Source organism: Bacillus sp. MBGLi79 (genome assembly GCF_002953915.1).
The window spans coordinates 4,781,382-4,799,118 of record NZ_CP026521.1 but is presented as its reverse complement, the minus strand read 5'-3'; the positions used below and the strand labels follow the sequence as shown (position 1 = coordinate 4,799,118).

The window sequence follows — 17,737 nt, the reverse complement described above, 5'->3', positions numbered from 1 at the left end:
TTTTTAAAGGTGGTGTAGGTACATGAAGCATTCATTCTCTCGTTTCTTCGGGCTTGGTGAGAAGGAACAGGAGCCGGAGATTGCTGAACATGATACAAACAAAGAAGAGATTCTGGAAATACCGGTAAATGCTATCGTTCCCAACCGTTTTCAGCCACGCACCATTTTCTCAGATGAAAAAATCAAAGAGTTAGCAATGACCATTCATACACACGGCATTATTCAGCCGATTGTTGTTAGGCATACAGAAGAAGAAGGCCAATACGAACTCATTGCAGGTGAAAGACGCTGGAGAGCGGTGCAATCGCTTGAGTGGGAAAAGATTCCGGCGATTATTAAGGATTTTTCCGACACGGAAACCGCTTCTGTGGCGTTAATTGAAAACTTGCAGCGGGAAGAATTGTCTTCTATTGAGGAAGCCCATGCTTATGCTAGGCTGCTTGAGCTGCATGATTTAACACAGGAGGCACTCGCACAGCGTTTAGGAAAAGGGCAGTCTACAATTGCAAATAAGCTCCGGTTATTAAAGCTGCCTCAGCCAGTCCAAGACGCGATTATGGAGAAGAAAATCACCGAGCGTCATGCCAGAGCGCTGATTCCGCTGAAACAGCCTGAGCTCCAAGTCACACTGCTCACAGAGATTATTGAGAAAAGTTTAAATGTAAAGCAGACGGAAGACCGCGTGGTGAAAATGCTGGAGCAAGGCCAGAGAAAGCCAAAGCCGAGACGCAAAGCGTTCAGCAGAGATACAAGAATTGCGATGAACACGATTCGCCAGTCACTATCAATGGTGGAGGACAGTGGTGTAAAATTGAATACGGAAGAAGAAGAATTTGAAGAATATATTCAATTAACGATTCGCATACCAAAATAAAAGCTCTCCTGAAAAGCAGGAGAGCTTTTTATATTCATTGAAAAGGAAATTAATTACTTTTAGTGAAAAATATTATATTAGAATTCTTTTCTTTGAGCTTGTGGATAAATTCTTCAGTATTTTGCGGTGAAATCACTGCATGTCCCCATCCTCCCTGATAGTATACCGTGATGGCATGACGAGAGCCGATTAAACGGAAACCTGACCACAGATTCTTTTTTTGGATCACTTTATCGATTTTTTCGTAAGGAATTTGATGTTTGATCAGTCCGGCTTTAATGATCAGGTGGTGCTCCTTCAATACATATTTCAAATCAATAAAGCTCCATATAATGAGTCCGTTTAAAAGAGTCAGCAGAATAAAAATGACCCAGCCCGAAACTTTCATATTTCCCAGCACAAAAGGAACAATGGCATCTGCTTGTATCAGTAATATGAGAAACACAATCATCAGCGTAACGGGTACATCTCTCTTTGTTTGATAAACCATTTTCTCACCGTCCTGTTTCCACGTTCTGTTACTGTGACTTCTTCTTTTTTTCTTAAAGAAATTCCTTTTTTAAGTCAAAAAAACATAGAAATTGTAGAATTTATAAGAGAAAGCATAAAGCGTACTTGAATTTTCAATTATTTCCCTTCTGATTCGGAACAAAATGATGAAAAAAATGAAACGCTTTAATCTTTTTTTGATAGAATAGAAGCAAGATAGTACATGTTCATGTGAAAGTAGGTGACATCGTGGGAAAAATCATAGCAATTACGAACCAAAAAGGCGGGGTCGGCAAAACAACGACGTCTGTCAACCTTGGGGCATGTTTGGCTTACATAGGGAAAAGGGTTCTGCTGGTAGATATTGATCCGCAGGGAAATGCGACAAGCGGATTAGGGATTGAAAAAGCCGATGTAGAGCAGTGTGTGTACGATATTTTAGTAGATGATGCAGATGTTATAGATATTATTAAAGCAACGACAGTCGAGAACTTGGACGTGATCCCTGCGACGATTCAGCTTGCCGGGGCTGAGATTGAGCTGGTTCCTACAATTTCAAGAGAAGTGAGATTGAAGAGAGCACTTGAAGCAGTAAAGCAAAATTATGATTACATTATCATTGATTGTCCGCCGTCATTGGGTCTGCTGACGATTAATGCCCTTACTGCCTCGGATTCCGTTGTGATTCCTGTACAGTGCGAATATTATGCCTTGGAGGGGCTCAGCCAGTTATTAAATACAGTACGTCTTGTGCAAAAGCATTTGAATACTGATTTAATGATTGAAGGTGTATTGCTGACAATGCTTGATGCTCGGACAAACCTTGGCATTCAAGTGATTGAAGAGGTTAAAAAGTATTTTAGAGATAAAGTATATAAGACAGTTATTCCGCGTAATGTCCGTCTGAGTGAGGCACCGAGTCACGGAAAACCCATCATTTTATACGATCCGCGGTCAAGAGGTGCGGAAGTATATTTAGATTTAGCAAAGGAAGTGGCTGCGAATGGCTAAAGGCCTTGGAAAAGGGATTAATGCGTTATTTAATCAGGTCGATTTGTCTGAAGAGACAGTTGAAGAAATTAAAATTGCCGATTTACGCCCTAATCCTTATCAGCCAAGAAAACACTTTGATGACGAGGCATTAGCTGAACTTAAAGAATCAGTGCTGCAGCATGGCATTCTTCAGCCGCTTATCGTCAGAAAATCTTTAAAAGGCTATGATATTGTTGCGGGGGAACGGCGTTTTCGGGCAGCAAAGCTGGCGGGTTTAGAGACAGTTCCCGCGATTGTCCGTGAATTATCAGAGGCGTTAATGAGGGAAATTGCTTTATTAGAAAACCTTCAGCGCGAAGATTTATCTCCGCTTGAAGAGGCACAGGCATATGACTCTTTGCTGAAACACTTAGATCTCACGCAAGAGCAGCTTGCCAAACGTCTTGGGAAAAGCAGACCGCATATTGCGAATCATTTAAGACTGCTGACACTGCCAGAAAATATTCAGCAGCTTATTGCTGAAGGTACGCTTTCTATGGGACATGGACGCACGCTTCTTGGCTTAAAAAACAAAAATAAGCTTGAACCGCTTGTACAAAAAGTGATTGCGGAGCAGCTTAATGTTCGCCAGCTTGAGCAGCTGATTCAGCAGTTAAATCAGAATGTTCCACGTGAAACAAAGAAAAAAGAACCTGTGAAAGATGCGGTTCTAAAAGAACGGGAATCCTATCTCCAAAATTATTTTGGAACAACAGTTAATATTAAAAGACAGAAGAAAAAAGGCAAAATCGAAATTGAATTTTTCTCTAATGAAGACCTTGACCGGATTTTAGAGCTTTTATCTGAACGAGAATCATAAATGAAAAGACCATCTTTCAAACGAAGATGGTTTTTGTTTTATATGCGCCCAGTGAGCCTTTGCAGCGGGTTCAGGCGTTCTTGCCTCCACTCTGTCCGATCTGTTAAACTCAATCCTTCCGCGAGAACATTGGCCATATTCATGACCAAGTTGAGTCTTGTGTTTTGCAATACAAAATACTCCATGAAACCGCTCACATTCACGATTCCGTTAATATGAAGATCTCCCACTTCAGGAAGGTCTTTTTGCACACCGGCTCCAGGCTTTAATGGCCCGTCTCCGATTTGAAATGAACCCACACTCTTAACGCGGCCTAAGCATGCATCGACCGCTATAATAAATGGGTTTTTATGTAATTTATGAATGTTACTGATTTTGTCCTTCATGTTCACAGCATGGACGGGGTCAGATAAGGTTCCGTAGATATGGAATCTGGTGAGCCGCATCTGTTTGAGTTTCATTCCTACGAGCGGGCCCAATGAATCACCGGTTGAACGGTCTGTTCCGATACAAACCACGACAATTGGTTTGCCGGCAGCTTTACGTAAGGATGAAGAAAGAATGGTTTGGATTTGCTTTGCTGCAGCTGCATCTGTATGTGAAACATATTGTTTTACTCCTTCCTGAGAGGAAAAAAGCCCGCCTTTTCGATTCATAGGTTTCACTTCCTTGTTATAGTAGGTAACAGAATTGCTATGGTGTGTGTTTCGTTATGTAAGGTTGTTTACAGTATATCCAGCAGTACGGTTTTTTATGCTTTGTGTATGACACCGGAGATTTTAAAAAGTAGAGGTTATGATATGAATGGTTAGTGGGTGAATTACAAATATTGTCCCCCATTGCCTCGATCATGATCAAGCTATGGTCTGCTTACAAAACACTTTATAGATAGGAATGGTTAATGAGGTTCATTCCTACATTCCGCGGACAAAATGATATTTTTTAGACTGCCTGCATCAGCAGTCTTTTTTATGAGTATTTCGGATGATAATTTCAGCTTGTGTTCAAATGTCTATGAAAATATGTCATTTTTACCTTCTTTTATTTATATAGTAACAATAACGGAAACAAGCTGATCTTTGTCTATGAGGTGATGATGTTGTGGAGAGCCGGAATGAAGTGGATGCTGCTCATATTAGGGAGCCTGATCGGGGCCGGATATGCGAGCGGTCAGGAGATTTGGCAGTTTTTTGGGGCGGAAAGCGGACTTGCTATTGTGCTGTTTACAATCATGTTCATGTTCTCGTCTTATATTGTGATGAAAATCAGTTTTAAGGTTCAATCCACTCATTTTTTGCCGGTTCTGGAGCATTTAATGGGGCCGTGGCTGGCGAAAATTTATGATGTTCTCATCATTTTTTATTTGTTTTCGACAACTATGGTGATGATTGCCGGAGGCGGTGTGACCCTGCAGATGTACAAGCTTCCTTTCTGGTGGGGAATCGCACTGATTTGCACCGTAACAGTGTGTTTGTTTTTGTGGGATGTGAAAGGAATTTTATCTATAAATAGTATTTTGATTCCTGTGTTAGTAGCGGGGCTTTTATATGCGCTGATCTCTTTTCAGAGCACACATCACCATACGTGGACGATTGACTTGTCTAAGCAGTATAACTGGCCTTCGAGCATCACGTTTACCTCTTTAAACATCCTTTCAGTTGTTGCGATTTTATCCTCTGTAGGGAAAGAGATGAAAGGACTCGGAGAAGCGAAAATCGCAAGTGTGGCAAGCGGTCTCATTTTTGGCGTGATCTCATTTGTTTATAATGAAACGTTAGTGGAGCTGGCGGGCTCCCTTTCTCAGTTTGAAATACCGCTGTTTGCCGTTTTGGAGGGTGCGCCTTATGTCCTTTTTTTATGTATGACGGCGGTGCTGTGTCTAGCCATTTACACGACGACGGTAGCGGGATTGCTGGGGCTGTCCAGCCGGCTGATGGGGTTTGTTCATATGCCGAGATGGTTGATTGTGTTGATTTTGTTAATGTTAATGGTACCTTTTACTTCTTTCGGATTTTCTGATTTGATCGCGTTTTTGTATCCGATATACGGGATGTTAAATTTGTATTTGTTAGTTTGTCTTCTCTTATATCCTATTTTAAGTAAATGGAAATAAGAGGATGTATTTCTTTTCAAGTATCTTGATTGCTCTTATGATCAGTTTTTTTGTACAATAGATACAGCAGTTTATGAAAAGAGGTGAAGGGTCTTGGCGGATAAAGACTTTGGCCTGAATGATATCGTAGAAATGAAAAAACCGCATCCATGTGGAGCGAACAGCTGGAAAATTATACGCATGGGAATGGATATTCGTATTAAGTGTGAGGGATGCTCTCACAGTGTTATGATTCCGAGAAAAGAATTTGAAAGAAAACTAAAAAAAGTATTAGTCAAGCATGAGGAGCCTACTTCATAAATAGGCCGACACTCATGCTTTTTCATATAGAAGGTAAGGAGAAGACGGCGATGAGCAAAGTGCATCAGTCGGCATGTCCGCTGAATTGTTGGGACAGCTGCGGCTTTTTGGTGACTGTTGAAGACGGAAAGGTAACGAAAGTGGACGGGGATCCAAACCATCCGATTACGGAGGGCAAAATCTGCGGCCGCGGCAGAATGCTTGAGACAAAAACAAATTCGCCTGATCGGCTTCGCTATCCGATGAAAAAACAAAATGGCGAGTTTGTACGGATTTCCTGGGAGCAGGCACTTGATGAAATTGCCGATAAACTTCGGGAGATCAAGGAAACGTCGGAGACGACTGCTGTTTTGCACAGCCATGATTATGCGAATAATGGTTTGTTAAAAGCGCTTGATCAGCGTTTTTTTAATGGATATGGCGGTGTGACTGAAATCGTCGGAAGCATATGCTGGGGCTCCGGCATCGAGGCGCAAAGCTGGGATTTTGGCCGTTCGTACGGGCACGGCCCGCTTGATATTTACAACAGCAAGCATGTTGTTGTGTGGGGAAGAAATGTATCCAGAACAAATATGCACTTATACCATCACTTGCAGCAGGTGAAAAAGAAGGGCGCCACGATTACGGTGATTGATCCGATCTTCAATCCGACTGCTAAGCTTGCCGACCGCTATATCTCTGTTAAGCCGGGAATGGATGGCTGGCTTGCGGCTGCTGTTTTGAAGGTTCTGATTGAGACGGGAAGAACGGATGAAACGTTTATTTCTGAGCGCTCTGTCGGTTTTGATGATGTGAAAGAGCTATTGAAAACTGTTTCTCTGGAAGAGTTTATTGTGAAAACAGAAACTTCTATGGAGGAGCTGGAGTATTTGGCCGGTTTGTATGCTGATGGTCCGGTTTCTACTTTTATGGGGCTAGGCATGCAGCGATATAAAAACGGCGGCGGAACGATCCGCTGGATTGATGCACTCGTTGCGGCAAGCGGAAATGTCGGAATTAAGGGCGGCGGCGCGAATTTCGGAAATGTCCAGATTGGCGAGAGCTTTGCAAAAACAAAGCTGACGCTGCCGGAATTAAAAACAGCATCACGTTCATTTTCAATGATGACGCAGGCTGAAGAGGTGTTGACCGCTGCTGATCCTGCGATTGAGATGATGATTGTGACGTGCGGAAATCCGCTGACTCAGGTGCCGAATACAAATAAAGTCAGACAAGCTTTTGAAAAGGTTCCAATGACGGTAGCCATTGATTCCATTATGACGGATACCGCAAAGCTGTGTGATTATGTTTTGCCGACTGCCACTGTTTTTGAAGAAGAGGATATCTACTATTCCAGTATGTATCACCACTATGTTCAGTACGGAAAAAAACTTGTGGAGCCCCAGGGTGAAGCGAAGTCGGACAGCTGGATCTGGTCAGAGCTTGCAAAACGCCTTGGGTTTGGCGAGCTTTTTGAGCACAGTACTGAAGAATTTCTAGAGATGGGGCTTTCTTCATTGGAAGCAGAAGGTGTGACACTTGAGCGTTTAAAAGAAAAAGGCCACCTCCCTCTTCCGGTCAAGCAGGTTCCGTGGGATGACTATGAGTTTTTGACACCGAGCGGGAAATTTGAATTTACTTCGTCACTAGCTGAGCAAAAAGGGTTTAGCGGCTTGCTTCAATTAAATGTGCCCGAAGAATCTGTTTTCCATAATGAGGCGTTAGCTGGAAAGTATCCTTATACGCTGTTGTCCATTCATCCGCAGCGTTCCAACCATTCACAGCATGTGCCGTTTATTGAAAAGCTTCAGCACGTTCAGGTCGATATTTCTCCAGATATAGCGGCTGAGCAGGATCTTCAGGATGGAGACGAGGTTGTCATCTTTAATGACCGCGGACGCTTGAAGGGAACGGTGAAAGTGATGAAGCAGGCTCATGCGAAGACGATTAATATAGATGAAGGCATGTGGGCGGCTTTTGGAGGTTCAGTCAATGCACTGACAAATGATACAAATTCTGATAATGGAATGGGAAGTACGCTTTTTGACTGTTTAGTAGGCTTGAAAAAAGCATAATCAAAGGGATTGGCAGGCTGAAAATGCTTTTTTGTCAGCTTGTCTTTTCCAGTGAACCTCCTTATAATTGCTCTAGGTTCAAAATACGTTCATACAATGACGGTTTTATATAGAGGAGATGAAAGAATGGCTTTAACAGCTGGAATTGTTGGTTTGCCGAACGTCGGGAAGTCAACACTATTTAACGCAATTACACAGGCCGGTGCCGAATCAGCGAACTACCCGTTCTGTACGATTGATCCGAACGTGGGAATTGTAGAAGTACCTGATGATCGTCTGCAAAAGCTTACTGAGCTGGTCAACCCGAAGAAGACTGTGCCGACTGCTTTTGAATTTACTGATATTGCAGGGATTGTAAAAGGCGCATCTAAAGGAGAAGGACTCGGTAACAAATTCCTATCCCATATTCGCCAGGTTGACGCGATTTGCCACGTTGTCCGTGCTTTTTCCGATGACAACATTACACACGTTTCCGGAAAAGTTGATCCGATTGATGACATTGAAACGATCAACCTTGAGCTGATCCTCGCCGATATGGAAACGGTTGAAAAGCGGATTACACGCGTCAGCAAGCTTGCGAAACAAAAAGATAAAGACGCTGTATATGAGTTTGAGATTTTATCTAAACTGAAAGAAGCGTTTGAGAGCGAAAAGCCTGCTCGATCTGTAGAATTCACTGAAGAGCAGCAAAAGCTTGTGAAGCAACTCCATTTACTGACTTCGAAGCCTATTTTGTATGTGGCCAATGTAAGTGAAGATGAAGTGGCTGATCCATCTGGCAATGAAAATGTAGCGAAGATTCGCGAGTACGCTGCAGGCGAAAACGCAGAAGTAATCGTTGTGTGTGCGAAAATCGAATCCGAAATTGCTGAGCTTGAAGGCGAAGAAAAGCAAATGTTCTTGGAAGAGCTGGGCATTCAAGAATCAGGTCTTGATCAGCTGATCAAAGCGTCTTACTCTCTTCTTGGCCTTGCAACATACTTCACAGCGGGAGAACAGGAAGTCAGAGCTTGGACATTCAAAAAAGGCATGAAAGCCCCTGAGTGTGCAGGAATTATTCATAGTGACTTTGAGCGAGGCTTCATTCGCGCTGAGACAGTTGCTTATGAGGATCTTCTTGCGGGCGGCGGTATGGCAGGAGCCAAAGAAGCAGGAAAAGTCCGCCTCGAAGGGAAAGAATATGTGGTTCAAGACGGAGATGTTATTCATTTCCGATTTAATGTTTAGGATGCAGTTGTAAAGGGACAAGAGCTTTGGTATAATATAAAATTGTGAGTAATAGAATTATTGCTCCTTGCCCATTATGGGCCGCTTAGTCCAAAAGGAGGTGCAAACAGATGAGAAAGTACGAAGTTATGTACATTATCCGCCCAAACATTGACGATGAGTCTAAAAAAGCAGTTATCGAGCGTTTCAACAACGTTCTGACTTCTAACGGTGCGGAGATCACTGGAACAAAGGATTGGGGTAAACGTCGTCTTGCTTACGAAATCAACGATTTCCGCGACGGTTTCTACCAAATCTTAAACGTTCAAGCTGATGCTGCGGCAGTTCAAGAATTTGACCGTCTAGCTAAGATCAGTGACGATATCATTCGCCACATTGTTGTTAAAGAAGAAGAATAAGCAATTTTGAAATATATAATGGTAAAAGGTGGTCTTTCTTATGCTTAACCGAGTTGTATTAGTCGGAAGACTGACAAAAGACCCAGAGCTTCGTTATACGCCAAACGGTGCGGCTGTTGCTACGTTTACTCTTGCTGTGAATCGTACATTTACGAACCAGTCCGGAGAACGTGAGGCCGATTTCATTAATTGTGTCACTTGGAGAAGACAAGCCGAAAACGTTGCAAACTTCTTGAAAAAAGGAAGCCTTGCAGGCGTAGATGGCCGTTTACAAACAAGAAACTATGAAAACCAGCAAGGACAGCGTGTCTTCGTGACAGAGGTCCAAGCTGAAAGTGTTCAATTTCTTGAGCCGAAAAACGGCGGCGGTTCTGGTTCAGGTGGATACAACGAAGGAAACAGCGGCGGAGGCCAGTACTTTGGCGGAGGCCAAAATGATAATCCATTCGGGGGAAATCAAAACAACCAGAGACGCAATCAGGGGAACAGCTTTAATGATGACCCATTTGCCAACGATGGCAAACCGATTGACATCTCGGATGACGATCTTCCATTCTAATGTGATTATCGCCTAAAATGAAAAAGAAAGGAGGGAAATGACAATGGCAGGAGGACGCAGAGGCGGTCGTGCGAAACGCCGTAAAGTGTGTTATTTCACTTCTAACGGTATCACGCACATCGACTACAAAGATGTAGATCTTCTTAAAAAGTTTGTTTCTGAGCGCGGTAAAATTTTACCACGTCGTGTAACTGGAACAAACGCTAAATACCAACGTAAATTGACTGCAGCGATCAAACGCGCACGTCAAATGGCTTTACTTCCATACGTAAGCGGTGAGTAAGCTGATACGTAAAGAGCAAGGACCTTCGGGTTCTTGCTCTTTTTTATAGGGGGATGAAACATGAAGCTGATTTCATGGAATGTAAACGGCCTGCGGGCTGTGATGAGAAAAATGGATTTCCTCTCTTATCTGAAAGAAGAGGATGCAGATATCATATGTCTTCAGGAAACAAAGATACAGGACGGACAGGTTGATCTCCAGCCTGAAGGCTATCATGTGTATTGGAATTATGCAGTGAAAAAAGGATATTCCGGCACAGCTGTTTTTTCTAAACAAGAGCCGCTGCATGTCATGTACGGTATCGGAATAGAAGAGCATGACCAAGAAGGCAGAGTGATTACGCTGGAATTTGAAAACGTGTTTGTGATGACCGTTTACACGCCAAATTCCAGAAGGGGATTAGAGCGAATCGATTACCGCATGCAATGGGAAGAGGCTCTGTTGTCTTATATTCTTGAATTGGATGAGAAAAAACCAGTCATTTTATGCGGTGATTTGAATGTAGCCCATAAGGAGATTGATTTGAAAAATCCAAAGGCGAACCGGAATAACGCTGGTTTTTCAGATCAAGAAAGAGGGGCATTCACTTGTTTATTAGAGGCTGGCTTTGTTGACTCCTTCCGTCATGTTTATCCTGATCTTGAAGGCGCTTATTCCTGGTGGTCGTATCGTGCCGGCGCCCGGGACAGAAATATCGGCTGGCGCATTGATTATTTTGTTGTTTCTGAAAGCCTTAAGGAACAGATTGAAGATGCCGGCATATCAAAGGATGTCATGGGTTCCGACCATTGTCCTGTTGAACTTATCATCAATATATGATGAGATAGCAGTAAGGATTTTACACTTACTGCTTTTTTTTATATGAAAAAGGAGAAAGAGGATGGCAAATATAAAAGAGATCGCAAGACTGGCAAATGTATCTGTTTCAACTGTTTCGCGTGTATTGAATCATCATCCGTATGTGTCTGTAGAAAAGAGAAAGCTTGTCCATCAAGTCATGAAGGAATTGAATTATACACCAAATCGAACCGCAATCGATCTCATTCGCGGGAAAACCCATACGGTCGGTATGATTCTGCCTTATAGCGATCATCCCTGCTTTGATAAAATCGTGAACGGAATCACCAAGGCTGCTTTTCAGCATGAGTATGCAACGACGCTCCTCCCCACCAATTATAACCCCGCTATTGAAATCAAATATTTAGAGCTGTTAAAAACAAAGAAAATTGACGGCCTCATTATTACTTCCCGCGCCAATCATTGGGACAAGATTTTAGCTTATCAGGAATATGGGCCAATCATCGCTTGTGAGGAAACGGGTGACATTGATGTCCGATGTGCGTATAACGACAGAAAAGCTGCTTATGCAGAAAGCTTTCGCTATCTAAAAAGCCGCGGACATGAGAATATCGCTTTTACATGCGTCAGAGAAGCCGACAGGAGCCCGAGCACGGCTGATAAAGCTGCAGCCTATCAATCTGTTTGCGGGAGGCTGGAAGACCGCCATATGCTGCCTAGATGTAATGATATGAATGACGGTGAGCGGGCAGCTGAGCACTTTTATACGAGCGAACGGGTTCCTACTGCTATTTATGCAAACAGTGATGAAGTGGCAGCTGGAATTCATCTATTTGCCCAGAAGAATAATTGGGATGTTGAAATCATAGGTGAGGGAAATACTTCTATCAGCCGTGTTCTTGGATTTCCATCGCTCGATTTGAATCTTGAGCAGCTTGGCACCGCCGCATTTTCTCTTTTTTTGCAGGATGAACCCGTTGATATCAAAATTCAGCATAACTTTGAGAAAAAAGCTTGAACTGAAATGCATTTCATACGTTATAACTTCATTGAAGGTAAAGGAGGAGAAGACATGCGGATTGAACATACAGCGATCTGGGTCAATGATTTAGAGCGAATGAAGTCTTTTTATGAAACGTATTTTAATGGCAAAGCGAATGATTTGTATCATAATGAGAAAAAGGATTTTAAATCTTATTTTATTACGTTTGATTCCGGAGCAAGGCTGGAGATTATGAAAAAAGGGAATGTGACTGATCCGCCTTCACAAACGATGACAGGCTGGGCACACATTGCCTTTTCCGTAGGAAGCCGGGAGAAGGTTGATGAACTGACTGTTCGATTGAAGAAGGACGGTTTCGCAGTAGTAAACGGCCCAAGGACAACGGGAGACGGCTACTATGAAAGTGTGATTGAAGATGATGAAGGAAACTTAATTGAAATTACAATTTAACATCTGGAGTGACTTGAATGCTGAGGACAGAAAAAGAATAAATGGCAGCCGGCGAATTATACAATCCGGAAGATCAACAACTATTACTAGAACGCAAGCATGCGAGACAACTGATTAGACAATATAATGAAACACCAGAGGATGATGCAGTGCGGACAGAGCTTTTGAAGGAGCTGCTCGGTTCGGTTGGGGATCAAGTCACGATTCTGCCGACATTTCGCTGTGATTATGGCTATCATATTCATATCGGAGATCACACATTTGTTAATTTTGACTGTGTCATTTTAGATGTGTGTGAGGTGCGTATCGGCCGTCATTGTTTGATTGCGCCAGGTGTACATATCTACACGGCCGGCCATCCTCTCGATCCGATTGAAAGAAAGTCCGGGAAGGAGTTCGGTAAGCCTGTGACAATTGGAGATCAAGTTTGGATCGGAGGCCGGGCAGTGATTAACCCAGGAGTGACAATTGGTGATAATGCGGTGATTGCTTCAGGATCTGTTGTGACTAAGGATGTGCCCGCTAACACTGTTGTAGGCGGAAACCCTGCGAGGATATTGAAGGAATTGTAAAGAGATCAGTGCGGCAGCTCCGCACTGACTTTTTTAAATTTGTTTCGCATTGGTATTAGGGCCGAAGAAGATTAACAGCAAGGAGCATGCGAGCCAGCAGCCGCCTATAAATAAGAAGACGCTGATATAGCCGAGCTGAACAGCAATAAATCCGACAAGCAATGAGCCGAAAATGTTTGAAAAACGGCCCAGACCATAGGCTAATCCGCTGCCGGACGAGCGGTATTCAGTCGGATAAGGTTCAGATGTATAGGCGTATAAGTTCGACGTGAAAACCCGTTCTGTGATATTCACGATAAAGCCAAACACAATGATCATGATGGGAATAAAAGTCATGCCATATAAGAGCCCTGCGATGGCCGTCAGAAACGCGCTGGCAGCTAAAATCCACTTTCTTTGAAATCTCTCAGAAATCATGGAGCCGAGCAGTGCGCCCAGCGGAGCGCCGACAGAATGCAATACGTTATACCACAATGTATTTTCCATGGTGACGCCATTGCTTTTTAGCAGGCTTGGAACCCATGAGGCAAATCCGTAAAACCCAAATGTCTCAAAAATCCATACAGCAGATAAAATAATAGTGATTTTGAGGTTTCTGCCTTTCAATAATCCTGCGTAACCGGCATGCTGTTGAACGGAACTGTTTGCTTTAGGCTGAGCCGGTGCCGGAAGCTGGCCTTTCTCATGTTCAACCTGCGTCTCAATTCGATTGAGGATCGCGTCAGCCTTCGCATATTCACCACGATTTTCATGCCAGCGAGGTGACTCTTCCAGACGGCGGATGAAGAAAAAATAAATAAGGCCGACGGCACCCCATACAAATACAAGCCTCCATCCCCATGAACCGAGGGGAATGACAAAGGCAGACACAATATTGGTGATCGGGACGCCGATCAAACCAATCATGGCACAAAAAGAAATATATTTTCCACGTACACTTGAAGGGAAAAACTCCGCCAAATAGCTATTCGTAATGACCATGGCTGCTGCGACGCCAAATCCGGTGAGAAAACGGAATGTCATTAAAGATGGAATGTCCCATGCCGCGGCATTACACAGCGATGCGATTGAAAAAACAAAGACAAATAGATTTAAGGCTTTTTTGCGGCCGATTCGATCGGACAGCCGTCCGCCCAGCGAAGCGCCTAAAAACATGCCTAAAAATGAAGCCGCCGTCACGTTGGCAATGGTTGAAAGCGGAATGCCCCAATGCTCGATCAGTGCCGGTGCTACATTGCTGAGGGTAAATAAATCTGCGAGATCAAAGAAATAAACAATGCCGAGAGCGGTTAGCACTTGGAAATGAACGCGTGAAATCGGAAGGCGGTCTAAACGATTCGCTGCGTTTGAGAAAGGATGTGCGTTCTTCTGATTGAAGATCGTATTCATAAAAAACCCCCTTTTAAAGTAGTAAGAAAAGACTGATAATTCCCCTCTTGGGAATATTATAAGTATCCTGGTTCATTGGCGACAGAGTTCAAATCACTAGATGGGAGAACTAAATTCGCACTTTTTCCGTACATTTTGCTTAAAAAATTTCCAAAACAGTAGATTCATAGACCAATTTATGCAAATATATAGTGATATTCTCATTGAAAGGAAGAGACATAGAAGGAATGAATTCATTTATCCGTCCTATAGAAGGAAACAATACGCTGTGGAGATACTTTTTCGCTTTTTTGGTGATGATAGGGTTATATGTATTCGGGAATATAGCTTACCTTTTCGCTATATTGTTCACGGTTATTGTGAATCCCGATATCACGTTTGATTTGGATGAAGCTATGCTGAGTGATCCTCTCGTTGATCTTTATTTGTCCCATGTGATTTATTTATTCGCCATCCCGGGAGTTTGGCTGGCTGTGCGCTTTATTTTGAAGCGGCCTTTCCGAACTGTGATTACACCAAATTCAAAGATGAATTGGCGGAGAATTTCCTTTGGTTTTATGGCTTATTTCTTGCTGATGATCGCCGTACAATTGATTGATTTTGTGATTCATCCAGACAATTATTCAATGCAAGCCTTTGATGCATCACGATTTATCTGGCTGCTAGCGGCTGCCCTCATTTTGGTTCCGATTCAGACATCAGCTGAGGAACTGTTTTTCAGGGGATTTTTGCTTCAAGCTTTCGGGAGATTGACGAAAAACCCTCTATTTTTGACACTGATTGTCGGAGGATTGTTTGGCGTATTGCATTTTGCGAATCCAGAAATGAACAACGGCGCTGTCTGGGCAGGAATTGAGTATTTAACATTTGGTTTTGTGTGGACCTATTACACGATTAAAACTGGAAGCATCGAAATATCACTTGGCGCCCATGCCGCGAATAATATGTTTTTGTGTATGTTTATTACAGAAAAAAACAGTGTGTATGGAGGAATTCCTTCTCTGTTTACCGTTACGCGGGGGAACCCAATGTGGGAGGCTTTCTTGACGATTGCGGTCAACCTTGTGTTTGCGGGGATCGCTTTATGGTACCATAAGAAATCAAAAAGTAAGCAGCAAGGGTCTTAATCCCTGCTGCTTATTAACGTTTGGATGGCTTCTTCGATATTCGTTGTCGGCTGCTGGCAGGCGAAGTTTTCACAAATATACACGGTTGTTTTGCCTTCTATGATGCGGTATTCTGCTGCAAATGGTGCAATGTCTTTGCATTGCTCGGGATGCTCTGCCACCAGAATGGAGTCGTTGGGCTTAAAGGCTTTTTGGAGCTCCGTTATGATTTGTTTTCTGGCTGGGTCGTCTGCACTGCCAAAAATTACGATTTCTTTTTTAGGCATCAGATGCCTTAACACACTTTGCATAAAGAAAGCATGGCCGCTCGGATACGCGTCGATATCCGGCTTGAATACAGAAAACATCGTTTCTGCTTTTTCAATCAGTGATAAGTCGCCTGTGACTTGTCCAAGATGAAGCAGCTGAACGGCTGCCACACTGTTTCCGGAAGGCACGGCGCCGTCGTACACTTCTTTTTCCCGTACGATTAAGGCTTCTGCATCATGCCCGGAAAAATAGAATCCGCCATGCTCCTCATCCCAAAATAAGCTGATCATATCGTCTGTCAGTTTCTTCGCTTTTTGTAAATAAGAAAGATCAAACGAAGCTTCATAGAGATCGAGATAGGCCCATAGGAGAAAAGCGTAATCGTCGATAAAGCCTTTGTTTTTCACTTCGCCGTCTCGATACCGGACCATCACACGGCCGTCGATGATTAAATTTTTTTCAATAAATGTAATGGCGTCTTGCGCTAAGCTGAGATATTTCCGTTCCTGGAATACCTTTGCTGCTTTGGCGAGACCCGCGATCATCAGCGCGTTCCATGAAGTCAGCACTTTATCATCGACATGCGGATAGGTTCTTTCTTCGCGTGTCTTCAAGAGCCGTTGTCTTGCGTCCTCAAGCTTGAGGCGGAGCTCTTCTTCGGTTAACCCGGCATCCGCTTTGATTTGTTCCCGCTTTGTGTGAATGAGGTTCGGAATATTTTTGCCTTCAAAGTTTCCTTCTTCAGTGATGTCATACACTTGGCAATACAGCGTTCCGAGTTCGTCTCCAAGCGTTTTCAGAATCTCTTCCTTTGACCATACGTAGTACTTTCCTTCTTCTCCTTCTGTGTCCGCATCTAAAGCGGAGAAAAAGCTTCCGTCTTCATGGGTCATTTCCCGCTGAATGAACGTAATGATCTGCTCACAAATCTCTTTATAGCGGCTATTTTGCGTGACCTGATAGGATTCGGTATAAGCGGTCAGCAGCAGCGCATTGTCGTACAGCATTTTTTCAAAATGGGGTACGAGCCACTCGTCATCGGTTGAATAGCGGGCGAACCCATACCCGATATGGTCGTAAATGCCGCCATTTGCCATGCTGTCCAGCGTTTTCGTCACGTTGTATAAAGCATTCTCCTGCCCTGTATTGTGGTAATAACGAAGCAAATACATCAGCATATGAGGCATCGGAAACTTCGGTGCCTGCCCGAAACCGCCGTAGATTGTATCAAACCCGCTGGCAAGCTGCTGGGATGTCCGGTGAATTGCTGACTCGCTAAGGCCCTCACCAGTTTTTGCAGCTGTTTTGGTCTGTAAATGTTTAGCGGCGTTCTCCGCAATATCCTCGACATGCTCGCGGTCGTTCGCAAACGTCTCAGACAGATGCTCGAGCACATCAACAAAACCAGGACGATTGAATTTACTCGTCTTTGGAAAATATGTACCCGCGTAAAACGGCTTTTGATCAGGCGTAATAAATACATTCAGCGGCCAGCCGCCCTGCCCGGTCATCAGCTGGCAGATTCGCATATAAACAGAATCCACATCCGGCCGTTCTTCCCGGTCGACTTTAATCGCCACAAACCGTTCATTGAGAAGACGCGCGATTTCTTCGTCTTCAAAGCTTTCATGGGCCATGACGTGACACCAATGGCAAGTCGAATAACCGATGCTGACAAGAATCGGCTTGTTTTCGCGCTTTGCTTTTTCGAAGGCTTCTTCTCCCCACGGGAACCATTTCACGGGGTTGTGAGCGTGTTGAAGTAAATATGGAGACTTCTCAGCGATTAATCTATTGGGTGTACTATTATTTGGCATTGGATCACCTTCTTTCATAAAACAAATGATCATTTTGAATTTATTTTTCCATAATATAATGTATTTTATTCTTTTATGATTTCGTGAAAGGCTTCATTAAGTATAGAAGAAGAATTCTTATAAACAATTATATCCTTTCGGGTAAATGATGTTTATACATCTCGATGGCATTTTTATGTTCTT

General features: G+C 43.3%; 19 protein-coding genes. 15 read left to right on the top strand and 4 right to left on the bottom strand.

The annotated features are described in order from the left end of the window. Window positions 1-22 precede the first annotated feature (22 nt). Window positions 23-874 (top strand): nucleoid occlusion protein, encoded by an 852-nt coding sequence (gene noc / locus C1T29_RS24520; protein WP_014666147.1) that lies wholly within the window; start codon window positions 23-25, stop codon window positions 872-874. Between the two features lie 49 nt (window positions 875-923). On the opposite strand, the gene C1T29_RS24515 is transcribed toward noc, so the two are convergent. Beyond that, a complete protein-coding gene (locus tag C1T29_RS24515; protein WP_095430959.1) occupies window positions 924-1,364 on the bottom strand; it encodes a PH domain-containing protein in 441 nt (146 codons plus the stop codon). Window positions 1,365-1,612: 248 nt separating this feature from the next. Here C1T29_RS24515 and soj point away from each other — a divergent pair, with 248 nt between their 5' ends. After that, a complete protein-coding gene (soj, locus tag C1T29_RS24510) occupies window positions 1,613-2,374 on the top strand; it encodes a sporulation initiation inhibitor protein Soj (protein WP_003219244.1) in 762 nt (253 codons plus the stop codon). Further along, window positions 2,367-3,215 carry a stage 0 sporulation protein Spo0J gene (gene spo0J / locus C1T29_RS24505; protein WP_040081123.1) on the top strand — a complete coding sequence of 283 codons (849 nt, stop codon included), beginning with the start codon at window positions 2,367-2,369 and terminating at the stop codon, window positions 3,213-3,215. Before soj ends, spo0J begins: the two co-directional genes overlap by 8 nt. Before the next feature lie 38 nt (window positions 3,216-3,253). On the opposite strand, the gene yyaC is transcribed toward spo0J, so the two are convergent. Beyond that, window positions 3,254-3,871 (bottom strand): spore protease YyaC, encoded by a 618-nt coding sequence (gene yyaC, locus C1T29_RS24500; protein ID WP_103749111.1) that lies wholly within the window; start codon window positions 3,869-3,871, stop codon window positions 3,254-3,256. Window positions 3,872-4,311: 440 nt separating this feature from the next. Between yyaC and C1T29_RS24495 the strand changes: the two genes are divergently transcribed. The 11 genes from C1T29_RS24495 to C1T29_RS24445 all read left to right on the top strand — a co-directional run bounded on the left by C1T29_RS24495 (window position 4,312) and on the right by C1T29_RS24445 (window position 12,972). Next, window positions 4,312-5,328, top strand: coding sequence for a YkvI family membrane protein (locus C1T29_RS24495; protein ID WP_103749112.1), 1,017 nt, complete (start codon window positions 4,312-4,314; stop codon window positions 5,326-5,328). Between the two features lie 93 nt (window positions 5,329-5,421). Next, window positions 5,422-5,628 (top strand): DUF951 domain-containing protein, encoded by a 207-nt coding sequence (locus C1T29_RS24490; RefSeq protein WP_003219236.1) that lies wholly within the window; start codon window positions 5,422-5,424, stop codon window positions 5,626-5,628. Window positions 5,629-5,678: 50 nt separating this feature from the next. Then, the gene (locus C1T29_RS24485) at window positions 5,679-7,682 is read left to right on the top strand and encodes a molybdopterin-dependent oxidoreductase (protein ID WP_103749113.1); all 2,004 of its coding nucleotides are present in this window, start codon (window positions 5,679-5,681) and stop codon (window positions 7,680-7,682) included. Window positions 7,683-7,808: 126 nt separating this feature from the next. Continuing rightward, on the top strand, window positions 7,809-8,909 hold the full coding sequence (gene ychF / locus C1T29_RS24480) for a redox-regulated ATPase YchF (protein WP_014666140.1): 1,101 nt from the start codon (window positions 7,809-7,811) through the stop codon (window positions 8,907-8,909). A 110-nt stretch (window positions 8,910-9,019) separates the two neighbouring features. Beyond that, window positions 9,020-9,307, top strand: coding sequence for a 30S ribosomal protein S6 (gene rpsF / locus C1T29_RS24475; RefSeq protein WP_014115888.1), 288 nt, complete (start codon window positions 9,020-9,022; stop codon window positions 9,305-9,307). Window positions 9,308-9,347: 40 nt separating this feature from the next. After that, a complete protein-coding gene (gene ssbA / locus C1T29_RS24470; RefSeq protein WP_003219228.1) occupies window positions 9,348-9,866 on the top strand; it encodes a single-stranded DNA-binding protein SsbA in 519 nt (172 codons plus the stop codon). Between the two features lie 43 nt (window positions 9,867-9,909). Next, on the top strand, window positions 9,910-10,149 hold the full coding sequence (gene rpsR / locus C1T29_RS24465; RefSeq protein ID WP_003219224.1) for a 30S ribosomal protein S18: 240 nt from the start codon (window positions 9,910-9,912) through the stop codon (window positions 10,147-10,149). Between the two features lie 60 nt (window positions 10,150-10,209). Beyond that, the gene (gene xth / locus C1T29_RS24460; protein WP_103749114.1) at window positions 10,210-10,968 is read left to right on the top strand and encodes an exodeoxyribonuclease III; all 759 of its coding nucleotides are present in this window, start codon (window positions 10,210-10,212) and stop codon (window positions 10,966-10,968) included. Window positions 10,969-11,029: 61 nt separating this feature from the next. Continuing rightward, the gene (locus tag C1T29_RS24455) at window positions 11,030-11,965 is read left to right on the top strand and encodes a transcriptional regulator CcpB (RefSeq protein ID WP_103749115.1); all 936 of its coding nucleotides are present in this window, start codon (window positions 11,030-11,032) and stop codon (window positions 11,963-11,965) included. Window positions 11,966-12,019: 54 nt separating this feature from the next. Further along, entirely contained in the window at window positions 12,020-12,400 is a 381-nt protein-coding gene (locus C1T29_RS24450) for a VOC family protein (protein ID WP_014666135.1), read from the top strand. A gap of 41 nt (window positions 12,401-12,441) precedes the next feature. Next, window positions 12,442-12,972 carry a sugar O-acetyltransferase gene (locus tag C1T29_RS24445; protein WP_231516529.1) on the top strand — a complete coding sequence of 177 codons (531 nt, stop codon included), beginning with the start codon at window positions 12,442-12,444 and terminating at the stop codon, window positions 12,970-12,972. A gap of 33 nt (window positions 12,973-13,005) precedes the next feature. Here C1T29_RS24445 and C1T29_RS24440 read toward each other — a convergent pair whose 3' ends face one another. Then, window positions 13,006-14,361, bottom strand: a complete 1,356-nt coding sequence (locus C1T29_RS24440) for an MFS transporter (protein ID WP_103749116.1) — start codon at window positions 14,359-14,361, stop codon at window positions 13,006-13,008. 227 nt (window positions 14,362-14,588) lie between these two features. On the opposite strand from C1T29_RS24440, the gene C1T29_RS24435 reads away from it, so the two are divergent. Beyond that, on the top strand, window positions 14,589-15,488 hold the full coding sequence (locus C1T29_RS24435) for a CPBP family intramembrane glutamic endopeptidase (RefSeq protein WP_103749117.1): 900 nt from the start codon (window positions 14,589-14,591) through the stop codon (window positions 15,486-15,488). Here C1T29_RS24435 and C1T29_RS24430 read toward each other — a convergent pair. Beyond that, window positions 15,485-17,554, bottom strand: coding sequence for a thioredoxin domain-containing protein (locus tag C1T29_RS24430; RefSeq protein WP_103749118.1), 2,070 nt, complete (start codon window positions 17,552-17,554; stop codon window positions 15,485-15,487). The genes C1T29_RS24435 and C1T29_RS24430 overlap by 4 nt on opposite strands. Window positions 17,555-17,737: the final 183 nt, after the last annotated feature.

Coding starts and splice junctions, on each gene's coding strand:
- C1T29_RS24440 (WP_103749116.1), bottom strand. CDS start 14,361: ATGAATACGATCTTCAATCAGAAGAACGCACATCCTTTCTCAAACGCA.
- rpsF (WP_014115888.1), top strand. CDS start 9,020: ATGAGAAAGTACGAAGTTATGTACATTATCCGCCCAAACATTGACGAT.
- C1T29_RS24435 (WP_103749117.1), top strand. CDS start 14,589: ATGAATTCATTTATCCGTCCTATAGAAGGAAACAATACGCTGTGGAGA.
- C1T29_RS24445 (WP_231516529.1), top strand. CDS start 12,442: ATGGCAGCCGGCGAATTATACAATCCGGAAGATCAACAACTATTACTA.
- noc (WP_014666147.1), top strand. CDS start 23: ATGAAGCATTCATTCTCTCGTTTCTTCGGGCTTGGTGAGAAGGAACAG.
- spo0J (WP_040081123.1), top strand. CDS start 2,367: ATGGCTAAAGGCCTTGGAAAAGGGATTAATGCGTTATTTAATCAGGTC.
- C1T29_RS24455 (WP_103749115.1), top strand. CDS start 11,030: ATGGCAAATATAAAAGAGATCGCAAGACTGGCAAATGTATCTGTTTCA.
- xth (WP_103749114.1), top strand. CDS start 10,210: ATGAAGCTGATTTCATGGAATGTAAACGGCCTGCGGGCTGTGATGAGA.
- ssbA (WP_003219228.1), top strand. CDS start 9,348: ATGCTTAACCGAGTTGTATTAGTCGGAAGACTGACAAAAGACCCAGAG.
- ychF (WP_014666140.1), top strand. CDS start 7,809: ATGGCTTTAACAGCTGGAATTGTTGGTTTGCCGAACGTCGGGAAGTCA.
- C1T29_RS24485 (WP_103749113.1), top strand. CDS start 5,679: ATGAGCAAAGTGCATCAGTCGGCATGTCCGCTGAATTGTTGGGACAGC.
- yyaC (WP_103749111.1), bottom strand. CDS start 3,871: ATGAATCGAAAAGGCGGGCTTTTTTCCTCTCAGGAAGGAGTAAAACAA.
- C1T29_RS24515 (WP_095430959.1), bottom strand. CDS start 1,364: ATGGTTTATCAAACAAAGAGAGATGTACCCGTTACGCTGATGATTGTG.
- rpsR (WP_003219224.1), top strand. CDS start 9,910: ATGGCAGGAGGACGCAGAGGCGGTCGTGCGAAACGCCGTAAAGTGTGT.
- C1T29_RS24495 (WP_103749112.1), top strand. CDS start 4,312: ATGTTGTGGAGAGCCGGAATGAAGTGGATGCTGCTCATATTAGGGAGC.
- C1T29_RS24450 (WP_014666135.1), top strand. CDS start 12,020: ATGCGGATTGAACATACAGCGATCTGGGTCAATGATTTAGAGCGAATG.
- C1T29_RS24430 (WP_103749118.1), bottom strand. CDS start 17,554: ATGCCAAATAATAGTACACCCAATAGATTAATCGCTGAGAAGTCTCCA.